Here is a 20783-nt window from a genome sequence, read left to right on the forward strand (position 1 = left end):
TTGAATACAGGAATTTGCTTATGAAGCTACTCTTATCTAAACCTAGGGGTTTTTGCGCAGGTGTTGTTCGCGCAATTGAAACTGTTGAAAAAGCACTTGAACTATGGGGCGCTCCTATTTACGTGAAACACCAAATTGTTCACAATCGACATGTGGTCGAAGATTTAGAAAAAAAAGGGGCGATTTTTATCGAGGATCTCGACGAAGTGCCCGAAGGAGAGCGAATCATTTATTCTGCTCATGGGATTTCTCCTGCAGTAAGAGAACATGCAAAACGGCGCAAACTGATCGAAATCGATGCTTCATGTGGTCTTGTCATCCGAGTCCATTCCGCTGCCAAACGGTTTGCTGAAAAAGGATACCAAATTCTCCTCATCGGCCACCGTAAGCACGTTGAGGTGATTGGAACAGCTGGAGAGGCTCCTGATCAAACGACAGTGATTGAATCGGTCGACGATGTCGAAAAACTTGATTTTCCGCCGGACCAAAAACTCTTCTACGTAACGCAAACTACTTTGAGTTTAGATGATGTCAAAGAAATCACAGAAGCTCTCGCAAAAAAATATCCTCATGTCGAAACACTTCCAAGTTCATCGATTTGCTATGCTACAACAAACCGACAACTTGCCTTACGAGAAATCACCAATACTGTTGACATCGTTCTCGTTGTTGGTGATCCTACAAGTTCCAATTCCAATCGTTTATGTGAAGTTGCTCGGATCCGGGGAATTCCGGGTCATTTGATCAACTCTCCAGAAGAAATCGATCCGAGTTGGTTAGTAGGAGTCTCTGCAATTGGACTGACTGCAGGCGCTTCAACTCCTGAATCAGTTGTGCAAAAATGCATTGAGCATCTCTATTCGTTAGGCGTGACTGAAACAGAAGAAGTCGAATACACCGAAGAAAACGTTTTCTTCCAACTTCCAAAAGAAGTACTTAGTGTTTCTTGATTTTTATTAATCTAATACGCATATCTGATTTTAAAACCCATTTGACAATTTAGGGACGTTCATAGGTCGTCATAAAGGGTTATGCTGGATAAAAATGTAGATGGATAGTAAAAAAACTAGAGAATCACGCACTCAAATTGATAAGGGTTCGTTTAAACGGGTCCTCAATGTAGGTGATCTTTTTGCAGTTGGCTATGGGGATCTAGGATCGTCGATTTACTATGCCCTTGGGATCACTGCGATGTTCTCGTTAGGAGCAGCTCCGATTTCACTTGCTCTCGCAGGGCTAGTTTTTGCATGTACAGCTTTATCCTATGCAGAACTTTCATCCATGTTAAAAGATACGGGGGGATCTGCGACCTATGCTCGGTATGCTTTTAATGATTTGATTTCATTTATTGCGGGCTGGGCTCTACTTCTTGACTTTATCGTAACCATTGCGATTTCTTCCTACTCCATTGGCCCTTATCTCTCATTTTTTTTTGGTCCTTTGAAGGAACCCGCATATAAAATTGGACTCACAGTTTTAATCATCATCTCCCTCTTCATCATCAATTATAGGGGATCGAAAGGGTCTGCTCGGATGAGTTGGTTTTTGACTACGCTGACCCTCTGTACTCAGCTGATTATCATTGTCATTGGAGCAATATGGCTCGTGAAAATTCCCGACCTCTTCGAGCACCTTCGTATTGGAGTACAAGATCCCATCTGGTCACCGTCATGGGATGGCTTTTGGAAAGGAACTGCCATGGCGATGGTCGCCTACACGGGAATCGAGTCGATGGCTCAACTCAGTGGAGAAGCTAAATCACCAGCTAAAACAGTTCCAAAAGCGATGATGCTTGCTATGGGAATGCTTCTTGTTGTCTACATAGGGATTTCATTAGTGGCTCTCTCAGCTGTTAACCCTCAAGTTCTCAGTACAGATTATCTCGAAGATCCGATTGCTGGAATTGTAAGTGTGCTTCCTTTTGGAAGCAAACTTTTGGGAGGCTGGGTTGGCTTGCTTGCTGCAATTATCTTATATGTCGCTTCAAATGCTGGGCTTATTGGAGCTTCACGCCTTTCGTTTAATATGGGAGAGCATTACCAGGTTCCACGGTATGTCTATCGCCTTCATCCGCGCTATAAATCGCCTTATGTATCCCTGGCGATTTTTGCAGTTTTAGCCATTTGCATCGTCATTGCAAGTCGCGGCCGATTGACATTCTTGGCAGACCTTTACAACTTTGGTGCGATGTTAGCTTTCTTCATGACTCATCTCTCTCTTGTGATCTTGCGGATTCGCAAACCTGAAGACAAACGTCCTTTCCGCGCTCCATTTAATATCCGATTTAAAAAATTTGACCTTCCCATTACTGGAATCTTAGGTGGGATAGCGACTTTTGCAACGTGGATTCTCGTTGTCATCACTAAACCTGATGGCCGTTACTTAGGGATCGCATGGTTGACCATTGGCTTACTCATGTACTTCTTCTACCGAAAGAAACAAGATTTAAGCGCCATGGGAACAGTTGAAGTCGAAAAAATCAAAATTCCCGATTACCAAGCAAGCAAGTATCAAAACATCTTAGTTCCCACACGAGGAGGACGAGAAACTGAAACAGTACAAATGGCTTGTGAAATCGCAAAAATTCATGGAGCAAAAGTCACAGCCCTTCATGTGATTGAAGTTCCTTTCTCTTTGCCACTAGAAACCCCTCTTTATCATCGGACGATTGTAGCTGAATCGATTCTAAAACGGGCTGAGGCTATTGGTCGAGAGTTTAACATTCGGATGGATCTCAAGGTGATCAATGCACGTGCTGTAGATGTCGCGATCACAGATCTTGTCGAGAAAGAGCACTACGATCTTCTCGTCATGGGAACAACCATGACAAAAGGAGGCACTGCAAAAGGATATGGGGGAGTCGTAGAAAGAATCTTGAAGAATGCCACTTGCCCAGTCTGGCTTTGCTTTTCTGCGCCTCATTCTCCTTTCAAGAAGACGGTCCCTACAACTTCAGCGTAAGAATTCTTTCTGAGAACGAGTGAAAGAAATCTAGAGCTCAGGTTCTTTAGCAAGATCGATTTCGAGAGATTCAGTAGGATAGTTTCCTGCGATGATTTCAGGAAGATAATCGGGTAAATCAATGGGGTAAATGACATCTTGACTTTGACGCATCTTGTCTAAAGAAAACCACTCGAGTTCTTGAATGATCGACTTTTCTTCCTCTGTCAAGTGATTCAATGTAACGGTCGTTTCTTTTGTGCGTGCTACAATGAATTTTTGCTTCAGATGAGTTTTTTTTCCATAGAGAATTAAATGGAAGTCACCATGCCAAACAATAGGACCAAAGGTGACTGCTTCAGGGCTAAGCCCCGTTTCTTCAAAGAGCTCCCGTTTGGCTGCTTCTTCGAGGGACTCACCCTTTTCGATTTCACCCCCAATGGTAAACCAATATTTTCCAGAAGATTTTCCATCAACGGTAGTCGTCTTGGGATCATTAGCGCACATGAGCAAAAGCTCATTCGCTTGATTCAAGAGAAGAATACGGATACTGTAACGAATTGGCAAAGTCAACTCTGTACCTTCAAATATAGATCTTGATCGGTCAATTTATAAGAAAAAATGGCTCCAATTTTCTTCAAATGCTTTGCGACACGTTTGAGAGCTTGGGGCATGTCCGATCGAAAAAAAAGAGAGTGATCTTTATAGATACTTCCAGAGTAAGTACAAATAAAGTTCATACGGGCCGTTCGAAGTGAAACCCAATTTTTATGCTCCGCGTTGTTTTCATTGATCCTTTCGATTAATGCCAACGCTAAGCTTCTTTCTGCAGCTGAGAGATCGAGCAGCTGCTCTGCTTTAATCGAAAGCTTTTGCTCTGGAGTCTTGATTTCTTGCTTTTGCGCGTACTGATAGTAGTCATGGACTTTTTTCCAACGCTTTGCAGACAAAGCCTTTTTCGCTTCCATGCTCTCTTCAATTTCTTTGATTTCAAAAGGTACTAGATAGGGTTTTGCTGCATCAACAACTTCTCGTTGCATCTCTGCTGGAAGATCACTGAGAAGGCCATCTTCTGCGTCTGCACATCCTGATAAAAAGCCTTTAACAGCTCCTTTTTCATCTAAATCAAATAAAGCAACATATCCCTCATCAGTAATAGGATAATTGTTGTATTTCACATCCGAAAACTTGAATTTTGCAATAAAGATGGCAAGTTGACGGTGGACCTCTTTTACATATTCTTTCGATTCAGGAGATTGGAGAAGTCTACGAAAGATACCGCGCTGATTGTAAAAATGGGCATCTGTATTGGCTTTTTCTTGAACAATGATGTACTCATTATCAGACAGCATCACTGCACATGACTTAGGAACAAAAAGTAAGAAAAGATTCAATTTTTGACAAAGTGCTCTTGCACGGTCAGCTTGGTCCACATACTCTTCTGCTTGAGATCGAGAAAGATTGAAATCTGAAGTTTTATATATAACATCAGGAGTCTTATCGTAAAAAAAACAAAAATGATTCCCTGCTTTGAGAACTTTGACACCGGGTGGAAGTTCTTCAACTTGATAACGCTTTAGATAAGCCTCTTTCATCACTTCTAAGACTTCTTTTTTTGGAAGTGCTATAGAACCCTCTTTGTGAGAGGCACGAGATTTTAAAAGAGCATTTGTCGTTTCTTGAATCTTAGTGAAATTTTCAGCATGGGCTTTGATAGCGCTCGAAGGCGCTTCCTCACGTATCGGCCCTTCTTCAACTGTTAGGGCAACAAGCCATTCTATGGCTCTACCAAGCAAATAGGTTGTCCCAAAAGCAGGACACCAAATGATTGCAAGTGCTAAATTTAGCACTTTTAAAAAAAATTGAGTGTAGTTTCCTGGCGTATACGACTCAAAGAGCTCAGCACACAAGACCTCAAAAGGAGCTTGCAAATAACCTGTAACAGTTAAAATTGATTTTTGAATCTCCATTGCTTTCCTTCAACATAATTCCGAAAAGAGGATACTAAGCAAATGCTTTAAAGTCAAAATATTAAATATTTTAATATTTAAGTATCACGAGTATAAGTTTAAAGAAAATGACAGGCGACTTTGTGGCCAGGTGAAACCTCTTTCCACTCAGGAGGTTTATCGTGACAAATAGGCTTTGCTTTTGGACAACGGGTGCAAAAAACGCACCCTTTAGGAGGGTTAATAGGGCTAGGTACATCTCCTGTGAGAAAAATGCGAGAACGTTTCCGCTCCACCTCAGGATCGGGAATCGGGATGGCACTGAGAAGTGCCTGCGTATAGGGATGAAGGGGAGTTTCGTAGAGCTCAGTACTTGGAGCAAGTTCCATGAGTTTCCCAAGATACATCACAGCTACTCGAGTTGAAAGGTATTTGACAAGAGCTAAATCATGCGAAATGAAAAGATAGGTCAGTCCCATGTCTTCTTGAAGCTGCTTTAGCAAGTTGATAATTTGCGCTTGAATAGAGACATCAAGAGCAGCAATAGGTTCGTCACAAACGATAAAACGAGGATTCAGCGCAAGCGCGCGGGCAATGCCAATTCTTTGACGTTGTCCACCACTAAATTCATGAGGAAAACGAGAAAGGCTTTCTGCGCGAAGACCGACGAGATCAAGAAGTTCTCTTACTCGTTGTTCACGCTGAGCGCGCGTTCCCACTCGGTAGATGTTGAGCGGTTCAGCGATGATTTCTCCAGCTGTCATTCGAGGATTGAGTGAAGCATAAGGATCTTGAAAAATGTACTGCATTTCCTGCCGCAGTTCTCGGATCTGTCTAGGAGAGTATTTGACGAAACTCTTTCCTTCAAACAGGATTTCTCCTCCTGTGGCTTCATAAAGGCGCATGAGAACGCGGGCAAGTGCCGTTTTCCCACAACCTGATTCTCCAACAAGACCTAAAGTTTCTTGCGGGAAGATTTTAAGGGAAACGTCATCAACTGCCCGTAAAAGCTGTCCTTTCACACGAAAAGTTTTTACAAGATTTCGGATTTCAATGAGGGGAGTTTCAGACATCTTTCTCTCCTTCTGCATAGAGCCAACAGCTTGCGCAGTGCCCTTCTTCTATGTGAAAACAAGTGGGCTTTTGAGTTTGACAACGGGTCTCAGCGTGGGGACAGCGCTTGGCAAAGCTACATCCAGGTGAAATAAGAGCGAGGTCGGGTGGAGACCCATGAATCGAGTAAAGAGACTTTCCCATTGGAGTGTCAAGCCTTGGAATCGAATGCAAAAGGCGACGTGTATACGGATGCTTAGGCGATTTAAACAGTTGATCGACTGTCGCCTGCTCGATGATTTCTCCAGCATACATGACGAGAACACGATCACAAAAGTTAGAAACAATGCTAAAGTCATGAGTGATCAAGATAATGCTCATCTTTTCTTTTTTCTGAATCGATTTAAGCAGTTCGAGGATTTGGGCTTGAATCGTCACATCTAGGGCGGTTGTCGGTTCGTCAGCAATGAGAATATGTGGTTTTGCGATCATGGCAATGGCAATCATGACCCTTTGCCTCATTCCACCGTTCAATTCGTGGGGATATTGATTGTAGCGCGCTTCTGCTTGAGGTATCCCCACTTGTTTCAGAAGTTCAATAACACGCGTGTAGACTTCTTCTTGTGTCGCTTTAGGATGGTGGAGACGGTATCCCTCACCAATTTGCCTTCCTATTTTCATAGTAGGATTGAGAGAAGTCATCGGGTCTTGAAAGATCATGCTGATCTCTTTTCCCCGAATAGAGCGCATTTTTTTCTCAGACAATTGAAGAAGATCTTGATTCTTATAGAGAATCTCTCCCGAGTCAATCGTTGCCGTGAGTCTTGGAAGTAAACCCGTGATGGATTTTGCCATGATTGATTTTCCACAGCCAGACTCGCCAACAATTCCAAGTGTTTCACCAGGTTTGAGTTCGAATGAAACCCCGCGAACCGCACGTATTTTTTGGCTTCGAGAGGAAAGAGTCGTGTGAAGATCTTTAACCTTGAGAAGCGTATTCATTTGCGCAACCTCGGATCAAAGGCATCACGCACTCCATCTCCAACCATGTTAAAGGCAAGCATGGTAACACTAATAAAGCATGCGGGAAAGAACAGACGCCAAGGGTAATAACGGAGGGCTGAAAGGCCATCACTTGCCATGGTCCCCCAACTTGCAATCGGTGCTTGAACCCCAAGTCCAAGAAAGCTCAAAAAAGCTTCAGAAAAAATCGCTGCAGGAATTGTCAGGGTCATGGTCGTGATGATCGTTCCAATCGAATTTGGAATTAAATGACGCATGAGAATACGGCGCCGCTTGGCTCCAAGCATGTGGGCAGCCATGACATAATCATTTTGCTTAATTTGCAGAATTTGCCCTCGAACGATACGGGCCATGTTGATCCAGCCAGTCAAAGTTAGAGCAATGATAATCGTGAAGACGCCAGGCTTCATGATAACCATCAAAAGAATGACAATGAGAAGGTGAGGAAGAGAGTAGAGAACATCCGATAGGCGCATCATGAGATCTTCGGTCTTTCCTCCAATCATTCCAGCAATGGCTCCATAAAACACCCCAATAAACATATCGATGATCGCGGCGATGATCCCTACAAAAAGAGAGATGCGAGCACCCCACCAAATCCGAGTGAACAGGTCGCGACCGAGTTCATCACTCCCAAACCAAAAATCACTACAAGGAGCTTTGTTTTTTAAATGGAGGTGGGTTTCGTAATAGGTATGTGAGCTCAAATAGGGAATGAAAATAGCTCCAAGAATCAAAACAGTCAGAAGGCAAAGTCCTACCATAGCAGGTTTATTTTGACACAGACGGCGCCAGGCATCACGCCAGTAAGAAACACTTTCTTGGTAAGGGAGTTCTTCTACGAGAAGAGAAGGAGATGCTATGATTTCTGCTTCTTTCAAGAAATTCTCCTTTGATCGATCTGAATCCTAGGATCAATGACCTTATAGAGAATATCGACGATAAAAACGCTTATCATCAAAAGTGCACTATAAAAGATGGTGACGCCCATGATCACAGTGTAATCCCGATTCGTGATGCTCGTTACAAACCACCCTCCTAAACCCGGAATTCCAAAGATCCGTTCTACAATAAAGCTGCCCGTGATAATGGCACTCGTTAAAGGGCCAATATAGGTAATCACGGGTAGTAAACTATTTTTTAAAACGTGTTTGAAGACAACACCCATTTCAGAAAGCCCTTTGGAACGGGCAGTCTGGACATAATCTTGCTCTAAAACTTCAACCATGTTGGCACGGGTTAAGCGGGCAATAAAGGCTGTTGGCAATGCAGCCAAAGAGAGAGCAGGGAGAATCGAGTGGGCAAAAGACCCCCATCGAGCAACTGGGAGAATATCGAGCTTCATAGAAAAAATGAATTGAAGGAAGGTTGCCATAATAAAGTTAGGAACAGAAATCCCAACCACCGCCAAGATCATACAGAGATGGTCTTGCCAACGTCCCCGTCGAATTGCTGCAAGTGTTCCGAGTAGCATTCCTGTAAAAATGCTGATAAAAATAGCTTCTAATCCCAAAATAAACGAGACAGGAAATCCTTCCTGAATGATGTCATTCACAGTCCGTCCCTCGTATTTGAAGGAAGGTCCAAGGTTCCATGTGACGAGCCCTTTGAGATAGCGCACATATTGGACATACCAAGGCTGATCGAGTCCATAGTGCTTATACATACTTTTCATGATTTCTTCAGGGATTGCCTGCTCTTGAAGAAAGGGATCCCCAGGGGCAGCTTGCATCAAAAAAAAGGTGAAGGAAGCCACTAAAAATAAGGATAAAGCAAGAAGAAATACCTTGCGGATGATAAATCTAGATGTCATGAAGGCTCGAAACTTCTTTCCTCTAATAATAAAAATGCACTCTTAATGCCTAAGAATTTAAGGTGAAATAGATATTTTGTCAAAGAGCACTTTATACCATTAACCTAAGTTTTGGGTTTCTTTTACTCATTCTCAGTTTTTTTTCATTCTTTCCAGCTATACTCAAACATCTTCAAAACCAATTTTTGAAGATGTTTGAGTATAATTTGATTCAGATTCTCCCTGAATTTTTCTCTCCTAAAATCAAACACATTGTTCATAAGACAAGGGTAAATTTTCTGTTATTGAGTACTGACATTGATTTTTTAGAAAAAAATGTGATAATGGAGTTTAAAATTATGACTAGAGGAAAGATCTCATGAGCTATAGCAAGATTCAGAAAATTTTAGGAGACCAAGCCCAGCACTTACTTAACCACAAGTGTCAAACCATTTCTAAAGATCAACTCCACATCCCAGGTCCGGATTGGGTGGATCGGATTTTTACTCAGTCAGATAGGCACATTCGGGTCATGCAAAATATGCAAGAAATCATTAACCATGGACGCATCGGAGGAACAGGGTATGTTTCGATACTCCCTGTAGATCAAGGAATTGAGCACACAGCAGGCGCTTCCTTTGCACCAAATCCCGCATACTTTGATCCCGAAAACATCGTCAAGCTTGCCATTGAAGGGGGGTGCAACGCTGTTGCTACCACTCTGGGAGTCCTTGGAAGTGTGTCGCGCAAATATGCTCATAAGATTCCCTTTATTCTAAAATTTAACCATAACGAACTCCTATCTTACCCTAATACTTACGATCAGGTTGTTTTTGGATCAATCAAGCAGGCCTATGACATGGGTTGTCGTGGGGTTGGAGCAACAATTTACTTTGGATCGCCAGAAAGCCGTCGCCAAATTATCGAAGTGTCTCATGCCTTTGAAGTGGCCCATCAAATGGGACTAGTGACAATCCTATGGTGTTACTTACGTAACAATGCCTTTAAAACAAGCAATCAAGACTTTCACACAGCTGCAGACCTCACTGGTCAAGCCAATCACTTAGGCTCAACCATTCAAGCCGATATTGTGAAGCAAAAGCTTCCCGAATGTAATGGGGGCTTCAAAACCCTTAAATTTGGAAAGCAGACTGAAAAGATGTACACCGAGCTTTGCTCAGATCATCCGATTGATTTGACTCGTTACCAAGTCGCAAATAGTTTCATGGGACGAATTGGCCTGATCAATTCTGGTGGTGCTTCAGGCGAAAACGACTTGCAGCAAGCAGTGATGACTGCTGTTGTCAATAAGCGTGCAGGAGGTCTTGGTCTCATATCTGGGCGCAAGGCATTCCAAAAACCGATGAAAGAGGGTGTAGAAATCTTGCATGCTATTCAAGATGTTTACAGCTGCAAAGAAGTCACAATTGCTTAAATCCGTACGGATTTAAAATTTCTTTCATTTGGGTTTTAAGTACTTCTTTACTTCTTTTTGGTAGGCTTTAGCCTTTTTCTTATAAAGGTCTTTGAGGTCTTTCTCTGAAGTGGTTTTTTCTTGGAGATTCAAGATGTTTTGCCATGGAAATGGTGGCTTAGGCGGGGGGACATCTGATTGATCATCGGCCATGCCGCCAATGGCACCGAAGACTTGTCCCCAAACACCCGCTTTTGGGGCTACCTGTTTACGGGCAATGAGAAGAGCAATTCTACTTGTTGCTGTTCCCTTGTCTACTTGGACATTCCCAAACGGCCCTTTCACTGGAACTTGAAGCACATAGTTTGAATCGAGTCCGCTAATTCCTAAGGCTGCTCTTAAACTTTGGGCAGTTAGTCCGAGAATCATATCGACATAGCGACGGACAAAGTTGATATCACCCCATAAGGCAACTTGGTAGGCGCGGTTGTAGAGAATTTCCGTCCGATCAACATGCATGAGACCGCTCTTGATACTAAATTCCATCGGAGCAAACCAAAGAGAAATAAGGTTTTGGTTTCCTTCCATTTTGAAGATCCCACTGATGTCGGAAGCACTTCCGGTGTTGCGGCAAGTGATCTGACCAAAGTCGATCATTCCATAGGAGAGATTACTCGATCTGAGAGCTAAATCTTTAATAGGAACAGAAAACCCTTTTTCGCTGACGAAAAGAGCAATGGGGTTTTTGAGAGACGCTACCACTATTTTCGCGCTTCTAGATAAAATTTCATTCATCTTTGGAGAAATCGTCATTGCTGCTTGAAGAGGCTCATTGAGATAGAGATATCCATTTGCAACTGTTCCATTCATTTTTGCGCGACAATTCGTCCCATCAACATCAAAGGAAAGTTTCCCATTTTCTTTGATGAGCCCTGCATCAAATGAGGCATTCACAATATCCCCAAGGACAGCAGAAGGGGGAATTCCTGAAGGATCTTTAATGTTTGATATGGCATCGAGAAAAACAGTTGGGAGGTGTTGTATCTGCGCATGAATCGAAGCTGTGATATCTTCTAAATCAACAGTTCCTTGAGGTGTGAGAAAGTCATCCAAGCTTCCCTCACCTCGAATTTGTCCACTTTGCCTGCTTCCTTCAGGACTCACATTTCCCTGCATTTTAAAAGAAAGAGGGCCAGGAGCGTTTTCTTTAACGACTGAAAGATCAAAGCGATCCAGTTGCGTCACTTCTTTTGTTTTTTGCTGCTCTAATGCCAAAGAGTCGACGCGTAAATCGGCATTAAAAATGGCGCGATAAAGATTCATATCGACATTGGGAAATAGTTCTCCATTTGACGTTAAAGGGAGTTCCAAAGCTGAAACGTTAAACTTGAGGCTGGCTCGATCTTTAATCACAAATGGCGCTGGATTTGTCGAAAGAGTTGGATTTTTCCATCTTTTGAATGCAAGGACGCCTTCTTCAGAAATGTTCCAATCAATTATTAAAGGATTACGGTTATTTTTAAGTCGGAATTTATCGTCTGCTTGAAACGAGCCAATTAGCGAGAGATAGGGACTTTTGACTTCGGTATTGAACTCGCCGTTTTTTCCTTGTTTGGTGATATCAAATTTGAGGTCTATCCAGTCTCCAATCATCTGAGGAAGCGTTGCATTCATACTTAAAAAGGCATCGACAATCTGAGTAGAAAGTCGGTTTAATGTCAGTTGAGTTTGGGAAGGATGTTTTAAAGGATTGAAATTCCCTTTGTTATCGACTGCAAGAAACTTAAGACTCCCAGCCGACACGCTTTCCAAGAGAGCCTTAGCATCAAGTTGCAATCGACTCGTTTCTCTTTTCCCGCTGAGGTCATAATTCAAAATGACATTTTCAAGAGAAAAAGAGGCTTTTGTTTTTCTCTCCACCATTTTAAGAGTTGGGATACTCCCAGCAATTTTGAGGTCTAAGCCTTTGACCGCTTCTCTTCTCATCGGAAAGGAGCCAGGTTGAATTTGGAAGTTTGCAGTAGCGCTCTCTGCTAAAAGAGGAATCTTTTCCTGTTTGGATAAAATTGAATTGACCTCATTTAGCTGAAGCAAAAATGAAATGTCTACGGGATTTTTAAGAATAAAAGCTCCAGAAGCAAGGGATCCCTCAACAGTCGATTTGAACTTAGACGAATCAAAAGTCACTTGCATAGGAGAAATTTCCAACTCTTTTTTCATTCGAAGAATGCCTGATGCATTCACTGCAACGTCTTGTCCAAAAAGAGTTTGTCCCCATGTCTGCGCAGCAAAGTCAAATCGTGTTTTCCCTTTAAACTCTAACTGCTGATCTAGTTTTCCATTGAGTTGCAAGTCGAGTTGAGGAAGCTGCATTGCACCAAGGCCAAAAAAGTTCGAAAACTGGACATCTTGACCTGTGAGTTGCATCTTTAAGGCTGCCTCTTTGAAGCGACCAATTGGGAGGGTTAAATTTTGCAGCTCACCACTGATCATCATGGGATAGGCAAGCTTTGTAAAAACAGAAGGCGTTACTTGATACGTAAAACTTGTGGGCTTTTTTAAGACGAGGGCACTTTCTGAAGTAAACTGACTACTTGAGAGATTGAAAAGGGGAGAGTTTCCGCTAATCAAGAATTGTTTCTCTCCTTCTTGGTCAAATCGTTTTAATGAGAAATCAAAATTAGATCCGATCCATTTTTGCAAATTTTCTTCCTCGGAAGTGAGGCGATCCACAAGAGCCGTTGGCATATTGCGCACACTTAGATCGAGCAAGGCAAACTTGGTGATCCAATCTTTTTGAGAAAAGAGTTCCTTTAAACTTGAAGTCGCCTGCACCTTTGATGGAGGAAAAGAACTAAAGCGGTACGAAGTGTTGAGTGCTGAGTGAAAAAGCTCTCCTAAGTTGGTCGTGTTAAAAGAAACGTCCAAAGAATCAAGAAGAAGTGAGTCACGCGTTTTTGCAAGAGCAAAGGCTCCTTGCTGCATTTTGATTTGCCCAGCAATGGCCATTATGCGTGGATAAAGTTTCATATTTTTGAAGAGAAGGCTTAACTGGCTAACCTCAATTTCGGTGTGGCAATCACCTATTAAAACAAGTGGGGAGTTAGCCGCGAGAGCTTGCAAAAGACGAGGCTTCAAGGTCCAATTAAGTTTAAGCGTATCTCTGAGTTGAATCAGTCCTTTTTGATAGCTACCAAATAATGACCCCTCCATAAGAGGTGAGCGAAGCTGCGCTGAAAAGTTTTGCCCTTCTCCCGCTTTTGAAAATAGAAGGTCGAGATTTAATGTGTCACCAAAAGCATCAGTAAAAATCCCCCGCATTTCGGGATCCATAAGAGAGGAAAGAGCATCGAGAGTCGCTACAGGGAAGTTATTTAAATTGGCCTCTCCACTGATCTGGAGTGCTTCGGCACTTTCAAGGTCGATCACTTCCACTTTGCTTTCAACGGCCCCTTTCACTTGAAAGCTACCCAAACGCTCTTTCGAGATAGTTTTCCCAGAACCTTTCACCGCTAAAGGAAAAGTCTTCGAAGACATCCCTAGTAAGAAGTCTACATCATCGATGCGGATCAAATCCTTGCCCGCTTTTTGAACAGCAAATAGACCATCTTCGAGAGTCACTTGCCCACTGAGATTTTTCCAAAAAGAGCGATGGTTTTTTTGTTTTTTTTTCTTTGAAGATCCGTTTGAAATTTTAGGAGGGGAGGCAACATGATTTGTTGCTAAAATCAACTCAGGTTTGACAAGTTTCGTGTCCCCAAGACTTCCTTGGCGAAAGAGGAGATTCCAAAAAGTTATGTCGAGTGTCAAAGATTCAAAACTTAAAACGACATCTCCCTTTTTCTCAAAGTGAAACCCTTCTATTTTCTGAGGCCTTGTCCAACTTAAAGAAACATCACTGATTTGAACTGTAGCTTGCGCATCTTGCTGAATCCGATGAATGAGGAAGTTTTTTCCCGCATGACTAGAAAGCATCGAAGGGAGAAATAACACAAGAAGTCCAACAAAACAGATAAGCGCTGCAAAAGTAATGATGAGAATCTTTTTCATGAAACTATTCCATTATAGCGGTAAATCCCAGCAATGGTTTTAGCATCGACAATCTCGTTTTGATCGATCATTTCCATTGCCTCTTCTAGAGTCAAAGCCACAGTATCAATCTCTTCTGAATCATCACCTACAAGAGGATTGGGATGTAAATCTTTCGCTAAGAAAAGGTAAATGTACTCATTGCAAAATCCAGGCGCTGTGAAAAAACCTCCTAGAGAAGTGATGCTTCGAGCTTCAAACCCAATTTCCTCCTGAAGCTCCCTTTGTGCACATTCAAGAGGATCTTCTGCTGCCTCCAAAGTTCCTGCGGGCAGCTCTAAAAGAATTTGACGCGCAGCACGGCGCCATTGCTTAACCAAAATCATTTTCCCTTCGGCATTGATTGGAATCATAGCAACAGCACCTGGATGGAGAACGATATCAAAGGTCTTTTCTTGCCCATTCTCATATTGGATCTGATCTTGAGCAAGGGTAATAATTCTCCCTTCGTGAATCTTTTGCCTTTCGATATGAGCTTCTTTTTCTAACCGAGCACGCGTTTCAGATTTTTGACTCACTTTTTTGCCTCATACTGCTGAATGATCTCCTTCGTCAGAGGGGAGACAACTCCTTCACCTTTAACTGTTTTATGAATCTTCGGTGATCCATAATAATGAACATGACCATATCCTTGAATTGTAATTGACAACTCATCTTGTGCATTCACTAAGCATGCGCAAGGTCCGGTCAAACGGACGTTTGTGCCAATCGTCTCAAAATCTTTTCCATCATAAAAGCCTGGGCCATTAATCATAATCGACTGATAGCGCGCGCCTCCGCGGATTGTTGCCTGAGAACTTCCGACTATTGAGATGGCAAACCTCTCACATTCTACTGTTCCTTCAAGCACCGTCGAACCATTAACTTTGAGATCCACCATGAAGTTATCTGCTTTCAAAAAGTCGATATCAACGTAATTATCTCCTTCTAAAATAAGCTTTTGCAAGTTTGTGACAATCAATATCACATGAGGTATTTCAGGAATTTCAGACAAATCTGCAAACTTCTTTGGAGAGATTGATAGGGTTCCATCTGAATAACTTAAGTGAAATTTATCCTGAAGCCACTTCGGAGCGTTGAAAATGAACTTGTTTTCCTTTCCCTGTTGAATCTCAATTTTTCCAGGCCCAAAGTAATCAAAGGTATGAAGATATGGATAGCTCATTTCAAAAGGCTTGTCGACACCATAGACTGCACTCACAAATAAGAGCGCCATGCAGATGAGAAGACGCATAGATTACCTCATTTTCTCTAAATTCCCCACTCTAAGTTTGTTCTACATTTATTTCAACGTGCCCGTTGATCAAAAACCCTTCAAGAATTAAGTTGTGACTTAAGAGGCAGTGAGACGTCAATGCCTCCATTAGGGGAAGGTCATGAAATTCCGCACAAAATTGTTTTACTCTTTCATTTCCTTAGGGTTAATGAGTACTCTCTTAGCTCTTTTCATCATTTATGGGGAGGCTTCCCGCCTGATTTTTGATGAGATTCGGAGTAAAATTCTCTCTTTGGTTTCAAATACGGTTCAATTGATCAATCCCAGTGAATTACAGACCTTTATCGCCTCAAATGGAAACCAAGACAATCCCGTTTTTCAAAACTTAAAGCGAGAGCTGTTTGAAATTCGTGACCTCAATCGACGGTCCGATGTTTACGTCCAATATGTATACATCCTCTGCAAATTTCCCGATTCTGATCGCTACTTCTTTGTGATCGACGCGGAAGAGGGGAGACGATTCATTTCTGCATATGGCGATCCTTTCCCCGCAAACATCCAGCTTCCTCCCGATCCAAGAAAATCCTATGTCACCCAAAACATCTATTCTGATGCATGGGGAACTTGGATCACAGGCTATGCACCCATCTTTGACGCCCAAGGAAAGGAAATTGGCTTACTAGGAATTGATGTCCGGACTAAAGAGATTTACATGGAGCTCGAAAAACTGCTCCTCTATGGCCTCATCGCCTTTGCAATCTCTATCTTTGTCGGGATAGTTTTTGCATACTTCTTATCCAAGTTAGTTTCATCCTCATTGTCAGTGCTTTGTGACACAGTAAAACAGATTGGAAAAGGGGAGTTTAATTCCCGCTCGCCTCTGCATACGCGTGATGAGTTCAACGAACTTTCGATCGCGATTAATACGATGGCCAAAGGGCTTGAAGAACGAGAGCGACTTAAAATGGGCTTTGCCCGTTACGTTTCCCAATATGCCTTAGAGGAGCTGTTAAAACTAGATAAGCCCATCTCTCTAGAAGGGGAAAGGAAAAAAGTCACCATCCTCTTTTCCGACATCCGTCAATTTACAACCATTGCAGAAAAACTCCCTCCAGAAGAAGTACTTAAACTCCTCAATGAATACTTCAAAGAAATGATCGAGGTCATTTTCAACTATGGGGGAACGCTCGATAAATTCATCGGGGATGGCCTCATGGTCGAATTTGGAGCTCCACTCGACGACAAACTCCAAGAGCTGCATGCTGTCTTATCTGCCATTCACATGCAACTACGCCTCGATAAGCTTTGTGAAAAGTGGGCACAAGAAGGGCGCGACCAACTGTCGATGGGAATTGGAATCCACACCGGACTTGCCGTCTTAGGGAACATCGGGTCAGAAAAACGGATGGAATATACTGCTATTGGTGACACCGTCAACGTCGCTTCCCGTCTGGAGTGGCTCACCAAAAGGCTGCAAAAGCCGATCATCATCTCAAAACCGGTCTATGATAAAGTCAAAGATCACTTCGTCTTCGAAAATCTCAACGAAACCAAACTTCCCGGACGGATGGGTAACATTCAAGCATATGCCATCCACCCTAAACTACAAGAAAACCTCCATCAAGTGGAACTCGCTCATGAATTCCATCACTTTCCTGAAGAACATGAATAGTCTATCTTTAGACCCCTATTCAAGCAAATGAGCAATTAAAACTTTTTTCTTGTTTTTTTCTTGCGCTTTCACGTATGTCAAAAACTAATGAAAAAAGAAACTGAAAAGACCATTATTACCCTCTCAAACTTCGGCTATATCTCGGGCTGCATTGTTCTCTATTTAGTCGCTCTTTGTATTCTCATTTCAGCTGTTTGGAGCATTATCAGCGATATGTATTCAGGTGTTTATACAGTATACAAGATTCTGGATGAAGTTGGCCTAATCGTCTTTTCCATGGCAGTTGTTGATGTGGGTAAATATCTTATGCTTGAAGAAGTTTTAAGACGAGAAAGAGCTCATAATCCAGAGCAATCACGCAAAACTCTCACAAAGTTTGCGATCATCATTTCCTCAGCCCTCTCTCTTGAGGGACTTGTTCTCACCATTGAAGTTGCAAAGCAAGACGTCACTAAACTCCTCTATCCCGTCACAGTGCTCCTAACCGCAACTTTCTACATCATTGGAATTGGGATTTATCAAAAACTCAATGCCAGCGCTGAAGAAAAAGAATAATTATACCATTCGTGAATGGTCTTATCCCTGCTCAGGGTTAAACGATTCGATAAACTGCGCAAGTTGGTTTTGCACTTGCTCACGCTCATTGACCGGATAGGAAATTTCAACCTTATAGAGAACATTTCCAACAAGGATCAGCGTGCCTGCTGTTTCATGATCTCCGATGTAGTGCTCAAAGTCGAGCGAGGGGAAAGATTTAAAAGTATTGATACTTTGCCCCACGAGATGAGCCCCTTTCAGTTGGCTGACGACAACTTTCATAGCTCCTTTGAGAACCATTTTAGAACCCCATTTGAGCCAATCTTGAGGAAGGACTGTATAGCTGACCGAAATCACCTTGTTTCCTTCACTGCACTGAAATTCATGGTAGGGGAGGGTGTCATCGCTTCTTGGAATTGGAAAGTCTTTTGTGGTGTGCTCAGGTTTATTGGGAAATTTGACCGAAAAGTTCTCTTCTTTAGGATTAAACTTAATCCACGAATCAATCCCTTCTCCTTTGCCTAATATGCGATGAATGTCAAAACCTAATGCCTTGTCGTGCATCATGTCATAAACCTTGTACCCACCAAAAGCAATTCCTACAAGGAGGATTGAGATGAAAATGGATTTCGAAAGAGAGAACTTTTTAGATTGCATTTTCCTTACCCGTAATTTGAAATTTAACAAACAGTATAAAATGCATTCGATTAAAGATCAATGCGACGTTTTATTTGATTCAACACTGAAATAAACATTTCTTCAGTTAACTTTCCCGTATAAGTGTTTTGCGGGCTGGGATGGTAGGAAGTAAATAAATCAATCTCGCCAAAACTTAACAAACTTGCATGTTTAAACGGAAGTTTATTTTCTTTCAAATTCTCTTTATTTAAAACGCTAAATATAGCCTTATAAGCTAGTTCTCCAAGTGCCAAAACCGCTTTTAAATGAGGAAGTAAAGCAAATTCTTGTTTGAGATAGGGAAGGCAGTTGTCACATTCTTCTTTGAGAGGACGATTTTCAGGAGGAGCACATTTAACAGCAGCTGTGATGTAGCACCCGCTGAGTTTGAGTCCATCATCTCTAGAAAACGATGTAGGCTGATTGGCAAAACCTACTTGATAGAGCATTTTCATCAAAAATCGAGCAGATTCATCACCAGTAAAAATTCTTCCAGTTCTGTTGCCTCCATGTGCAGATGGAGCAAGCCCTAAAATCAGTAAACGCGCTTTTGGATCCCCATAGCCAGGGGTAGGTTCGCGGAGATAAGCTTCATCTTTATATGCAGAACGTTTGGGAAGAGTTTCGCGGTATTCAACAAGGCGAGGGCACTTGCGACAAGCTGAGACAATTTGATTGAGTTCACTTAACGTCATCGGGTTTTTCGGGAATAATCAACGTTCCAACAATGTAACCAACTAAAACAGGAACCACACCCGTAATCAATAGAGCAAATAACACGACAATACGGACAATGGTTGGGTCAATGCCAAGTGATTCGGCAATTCCACCACAGATTCCAGAAATTTTTCGATCTTGAACCGACCTATAAAGTTTCTTACACTCAAACTCAATGTAAGTTGGAGGACCAAGGGGAATGAGCATCCATGCTACAATATAGAGAATCAAAACAGGTAAAACAGCAGTGAAAATACAGATCATCACGACGAGAAGGCGAATGATCGTTGGGTCAATTTTTAAAAACTGCCCTAAGCCACCACATACTCCTGCAACTTTTTTATCCCACCGATCTCGAAATAGACGCTTCATTTTTTCTCACAAAATAACGGTTAAATGTTGGGGGAGGAAGGGATTTAAACTCCATCTTTTTCTTTGTCACAGGGTGAATAAAAGAGAGCAATGACGCATGAAGTCCGAGTCTCCCAAGAGGATTCTTCGTCGCTCCATATTTCATGTCTCCAACAACAGGGAAACCCGCTTCACTCGCATGAGCCCGAATCTGATTTTTTCGACCTGTTTCTAATGTGACCTGAACCGCAGTATAATCACCCTTGCGTTGTACCACCTTATAATGGGTGATTGCCTCCTTTCCTTCGGGGTGAGAAGAAACGAAATAATTTGCATCTTCTTTGAGCATGCTTTTCCACATCCCTTTCTTTTCTTCAATCGATCCTTCTAGAACAGCTAAATACTGACGTCCCATTGTATGGAGGTGAAACTGTTTCTTTAGCCCCTCTTTTGCCCGCTCTGTGTAGGCAAAAACCATCACGCCTGATGTTTCGCGATCAAGCCGGTGGACAGGTAAAACACGTTTTGCTACACCTCGACTCTTTAACGCTGCATGGACAGTCTCTTTCTCTTCAAAATGGGTTGCGACACTCAAAAGCCCTGCAGGCTTTTGCACAACAACTATGTCTTTGTCTTCATAGAGAATTTTGATTCCAAAGGAGCTGTGTTTCACCTTACTTTCAAAGCTGAGTTCAGTTCCTTTCGAAATGACTATCTGAGGAGAGCGAAGCAGCTGACCATCACGAATAAACCGTCCATTTTTGATCCAACTACGCAGGGTCGTTTTAGAGCTATCTGGGAATAGCTCCTCTAAGACTTCAAGAAGGGATGCTGATTTTTTGGCTTTCAATTGCATGGCACCGATCATAACATATTTTCGATTTTGACAAGAAGTTCTAATGTCAATTAAAATCATCTCTTACAAGTTCTTGCTAGGGAGGCATTTCATGCATAGAAGACACGATTTATCAAAACATTTTTGGGCTCCATTTAGCTGGGACGATGAAGGAGAGTGGGACTTTGTAGCAACTGACCCTTCTGGACTAAGCGTCTATGAAGAAGGGGACGCGATCTATATTGAAGCCTCGCTTCCTGGGCTATCCTCTAGTGAAATCGAAGTTTATCAAGATCATGGATACATCGTAATAGAGGGAAAAAGGCAAGAAGAGACCAAAGAAAGAAAATATTACCGTAAAGCCTCACGCAGCTTTTGTTACCGCCTTCCCGTGCCGTCTGCAGCAGAAAAAGATACTGATCCTGAGGCAACTTATAAAGATGGCCTAATGAAATTGAGGTTCAAAAAAGGGACCAAAAAGAAAAAACCAATTCCTATTAAAGAAGAGGGTTAACTC

At 42.3% G+C, this 20783-nt stretch carries 19 protein-coding genes; 6 read left to right on the forward strand and 13 right to left on the reverse strand.

The window, feature by feature from the left end; all coding sequences use genetic code 11:
- The first annotated feature begins 20 nt into the window (after positions 1-20).
- Together ispH and SNE_RS06110 are read left to right on the forward strand one after the other, a co-directional pair.
- Positions 21-950 (forward strand): 4-hydroxy-3-methylbut-2-enyl diphosphate reductase, encoded by a 930-nt coding sequence (gene ispH / locus SNE_RS06105; RefSeq protein WP_013943500.1) that lies wholly within the window; start codon positions 21-23, stop codon positions 948-950.
- 100 nt (positions 951-1050) lie between these two features.
- The gene (locus SNE_RS06110; protein WP_013943501.1) at positions 1051-2961 is read left to right on the forward strand and encodes a universal stress protein; all 1911 of its coding nucleotides are present in this window, start codon (positions 1051-1053) and stop codon (positions 2959-2961) included.
- A gap of 30 nt (positions 2962-2991) precedes the next feature.
- Here SNE_RS06110 and SNE_RS06115 read toward each other — a convergent pair whose 3' ends face one another.
- The 6 genes from SNE_RS06115 to SNE_RS06140 form a co-directional block, all read right to left on the reverse strand.
- On the reverse strand, positions 2992-3513 hold the full coding sequence (locus tag SNE_RS06115; RefSeq protein WP_013943502.1) for an NUDIX hydrolase: 522 nt from the start codon (positions 3511-3513) through the stop codon (positions 2992-2994).
- A complete protein-coding gene (locus SNE_RS06120; RefSeq protein ID WP_013943503.1) occupies positions 3510-4910 on the reverse strand; it encodes a hypothetical protein in 1401 nt (466 codons plus the stop codon). Before SNE_RS06120 ends, SNE_RS06115 begins: the two co-directional genes overlap by 4 nt.
- Positions 4911-5008: 98 nt before the next feature.
- Positions 5009-5962, reverse strand: coding sequence for an ABC transporter ATP-binding protein (locus SNE_RS06125; protein WP_013943504.1), 954 nt, complete (start codon positions 5960-5962; stop codon positions 5009-5011).
- A complete protein-coding gene (locus SNE_RS06130) occupies positions 5955-6944 on the reverse strand; it encodes an ABC transporter ATP-binding protein (RefSeq protein ID WP_013943505.1) in 990 nt (329 codons plus the stop codon). Before SNE_RS06130 ends, SNE_RS06125 begins: the two co-directional genes overlap by 8 nt.
- Complete coding sequence (locus SNE_RS06135; RefSeq protein WP_013943506.1) at positions 6941-7846, reverse strand: ABC transporter permease; 906 nt, start codon at positions 7844-7846, stop codon at positions 6941-6943. Before SNE_RS06135 ends, SNE_RS06130 begins: the two co-directional genes overlap by 4 nt.
- Positions 7843-8778 (reverse strand): ABC transporter permease, encoded by a 936-nt coding sequence (locus SNE_RS06140; protein ID WP_013943507.1) that lies wholly within the window; start codon positions 8776-8778, stop codon positions 7843-7845. The genes SNE_RS06135 and SNE_RS06140 overlap by 4 nt, the downstream gene beginning before the upstream one ends.
- A gap of 358 nt (positions 8779-9136) precedes the next feature.
- Here SNE_RS06140 and SNE_RS06145 point away from each other — a divergent pair, with 358 nt between their 5' ends.
- Positions 9137-10192 carry a class I fructose-bisphosphate aldolase gene (locus tag SNE_RS06145; RefSeq protein WP_013943509.1) on the forward strand — a complete coding sequence of 352 codons (1056 nt, stop codon included), beginning with the start codon at positions 9137-9139 and terminating at the stop codon, positions 10190-10192.
- Between the two features lie 24 nt (positions 10193-10216).
- Here the strand turns inward: SNE_RS06145 and SNE_RS06150 are convergent, their stop codons facing one another.
- Genes SNE_RS06150 through SNE_RS06160 form a run of 3 tightly spaced genes read right to left on the reverse strand, consistent with a single transcriptional unit; the run spans position 10217 to position 15494 of the window.
- Complete coding sequence (locus tag SNE_RS06150; protein ID WP_013943510.1) at positions 10217-14221, reverse strand: AsmA family protein; 4005 nt, start codon at positions 14219-14221, stop codon at positions 10217-10219.
- On the reverse strand, positions 14218-14778 hold the full coding sequence (locus SNE_RS06155) for an NUDIX hydrolase (RefSeq protein WP_013943511.1): 561 nt from the start codon (positions 14776-14778) through the stop codon (positions 14218-14220). Before SNE_RS06155 ends, SNE_RS06150 begins: the two co-directional genes overlap by 4 nt.
- Positions 14775-15494, reverse strand: a complete 720-nt coding sequence (locus SNE_RS06160) for a GIN domain-containing protein (protein WP_013943512.1) — start codon at positions 15492-15494, stop codon at positions 14775-14777. Before SNE_RS06160 ends, SNE_RS06155 begins: the two co-directional genes overlap by 4 nt.
- Positions 15495-15636: 142 nt before the next feature.
- Here SNE_RS06160 and SNE_RS06165 point away from each other — a divergent pair, with 142 nt between their 5' ends.
- Together SNE_RS06165 and SNE_RS06170 are read left to right on the forward strand one after the other, a co-directional pair.
- Positions 15637-17148: an adenylate/guanylate cyclase domain-containing protein gene (locus SNE_RS06165; RefSeq protein WP_013943513.1), complete on the forward strand. Its 1512-nt coding sequence runs from the start codon at positions 15637-15639 to the stop codon at positions 17146-17148.
- A gap of 87 nt (positions 17149-17235) precedes the next feature.
- Positions 17236-17703: a hypothetical protein gene (locus SNE_RS06170; protein ID WP_013943514.1), complete on the forward strand. Its 468-nt coding sequence runs from the start codon at positions 17236-17238 to the stop codon at positions 17701-17703.
- Between the two features lie 21 nt (positions 17704-17724).
- On the opposite strand, the gene SNE_RS06175 is transcribed toward SNE_RS06170, so the two are convergent.
- The 4 genes from SNE_RS06175 to SNE_RS06190 are packed head-to-tail and all read right to left on the reverse strand — an operon-like array spanning position 17725 to position 20299.
- Entirely contained in the window at positions 17725-18342 is a 618-nt protein-coding gene (locus SNE_RS06175; RefSeq protein WP_013943515.1) for a hypothetical protein, read from the reverse strand.
- Between the two features lie 50 nt (positions 18343-18392).
- Positions 18393-19058 carry a uracil-DNA glycosylase gene (locus tag SNE_RS06180; protein ID WP_013943516.1) on the reverse strand — a complete coding sequence of 222 codons (666 nt, stop codon included), beginning with the start codon at positions 19056-19058 and terminating at the stop codon, positions 18393-18395.
- Positions 19045-19452 carry a PspC domain-containing protein gene (locus tag SNE_RS13345; RefSeq protein WP_013943517.1) on the reverse strand — a complete coding sequence of 136 codons (408 nt, stop codon included), beginning with the start codon at positions 19450-19452 and terminating at the stop codon, positions 19045-19047. Before SNE_RS13345 ends, SNE_RS06180 begins: the two co-directional genes overlap by 14 nt.
- Entirely contained in the window at positions 19421-20299 is an 879-nt protein-coding gene (locus SNE_RS06190) for an RluA family pseudouridine synthase (protein WP_158307217.1), read from the reverse strand. The genes SNE_RS13345 and SNE_RS06190 overlap by 32 nt, the downstream gene beginning before the upstream one ends.
- Before the next feature lie 79 nt (positions 20300-20378).
- Between SNE_RS06190 and SNE_RS06195 the strand changes: the two genes are divergently transcribed.
- On the forward strand, positions 20379-20780 hold the full coding sequence (locus tag SNE_RS06195; protein ID WP_013943519.1) for an Hsp20/alpha crystallin family protein: 402 nt from the start codon (positions 20379-20381) through the stop codon (positions 20778-20780).
- The last annotated feature ends 3 nt before the right edge of the window (positions 20781-20783 follow it).

This window comes from Simkania negevensis Z, from assembly GCF_000237205.1.
Taxonomy (GTDB): domain Bacteria; phylum Chlamydiota; class Chlamydiia; order Chlamydiales; family Simkaniaceae; genus Simkania; species Simkania negevensis.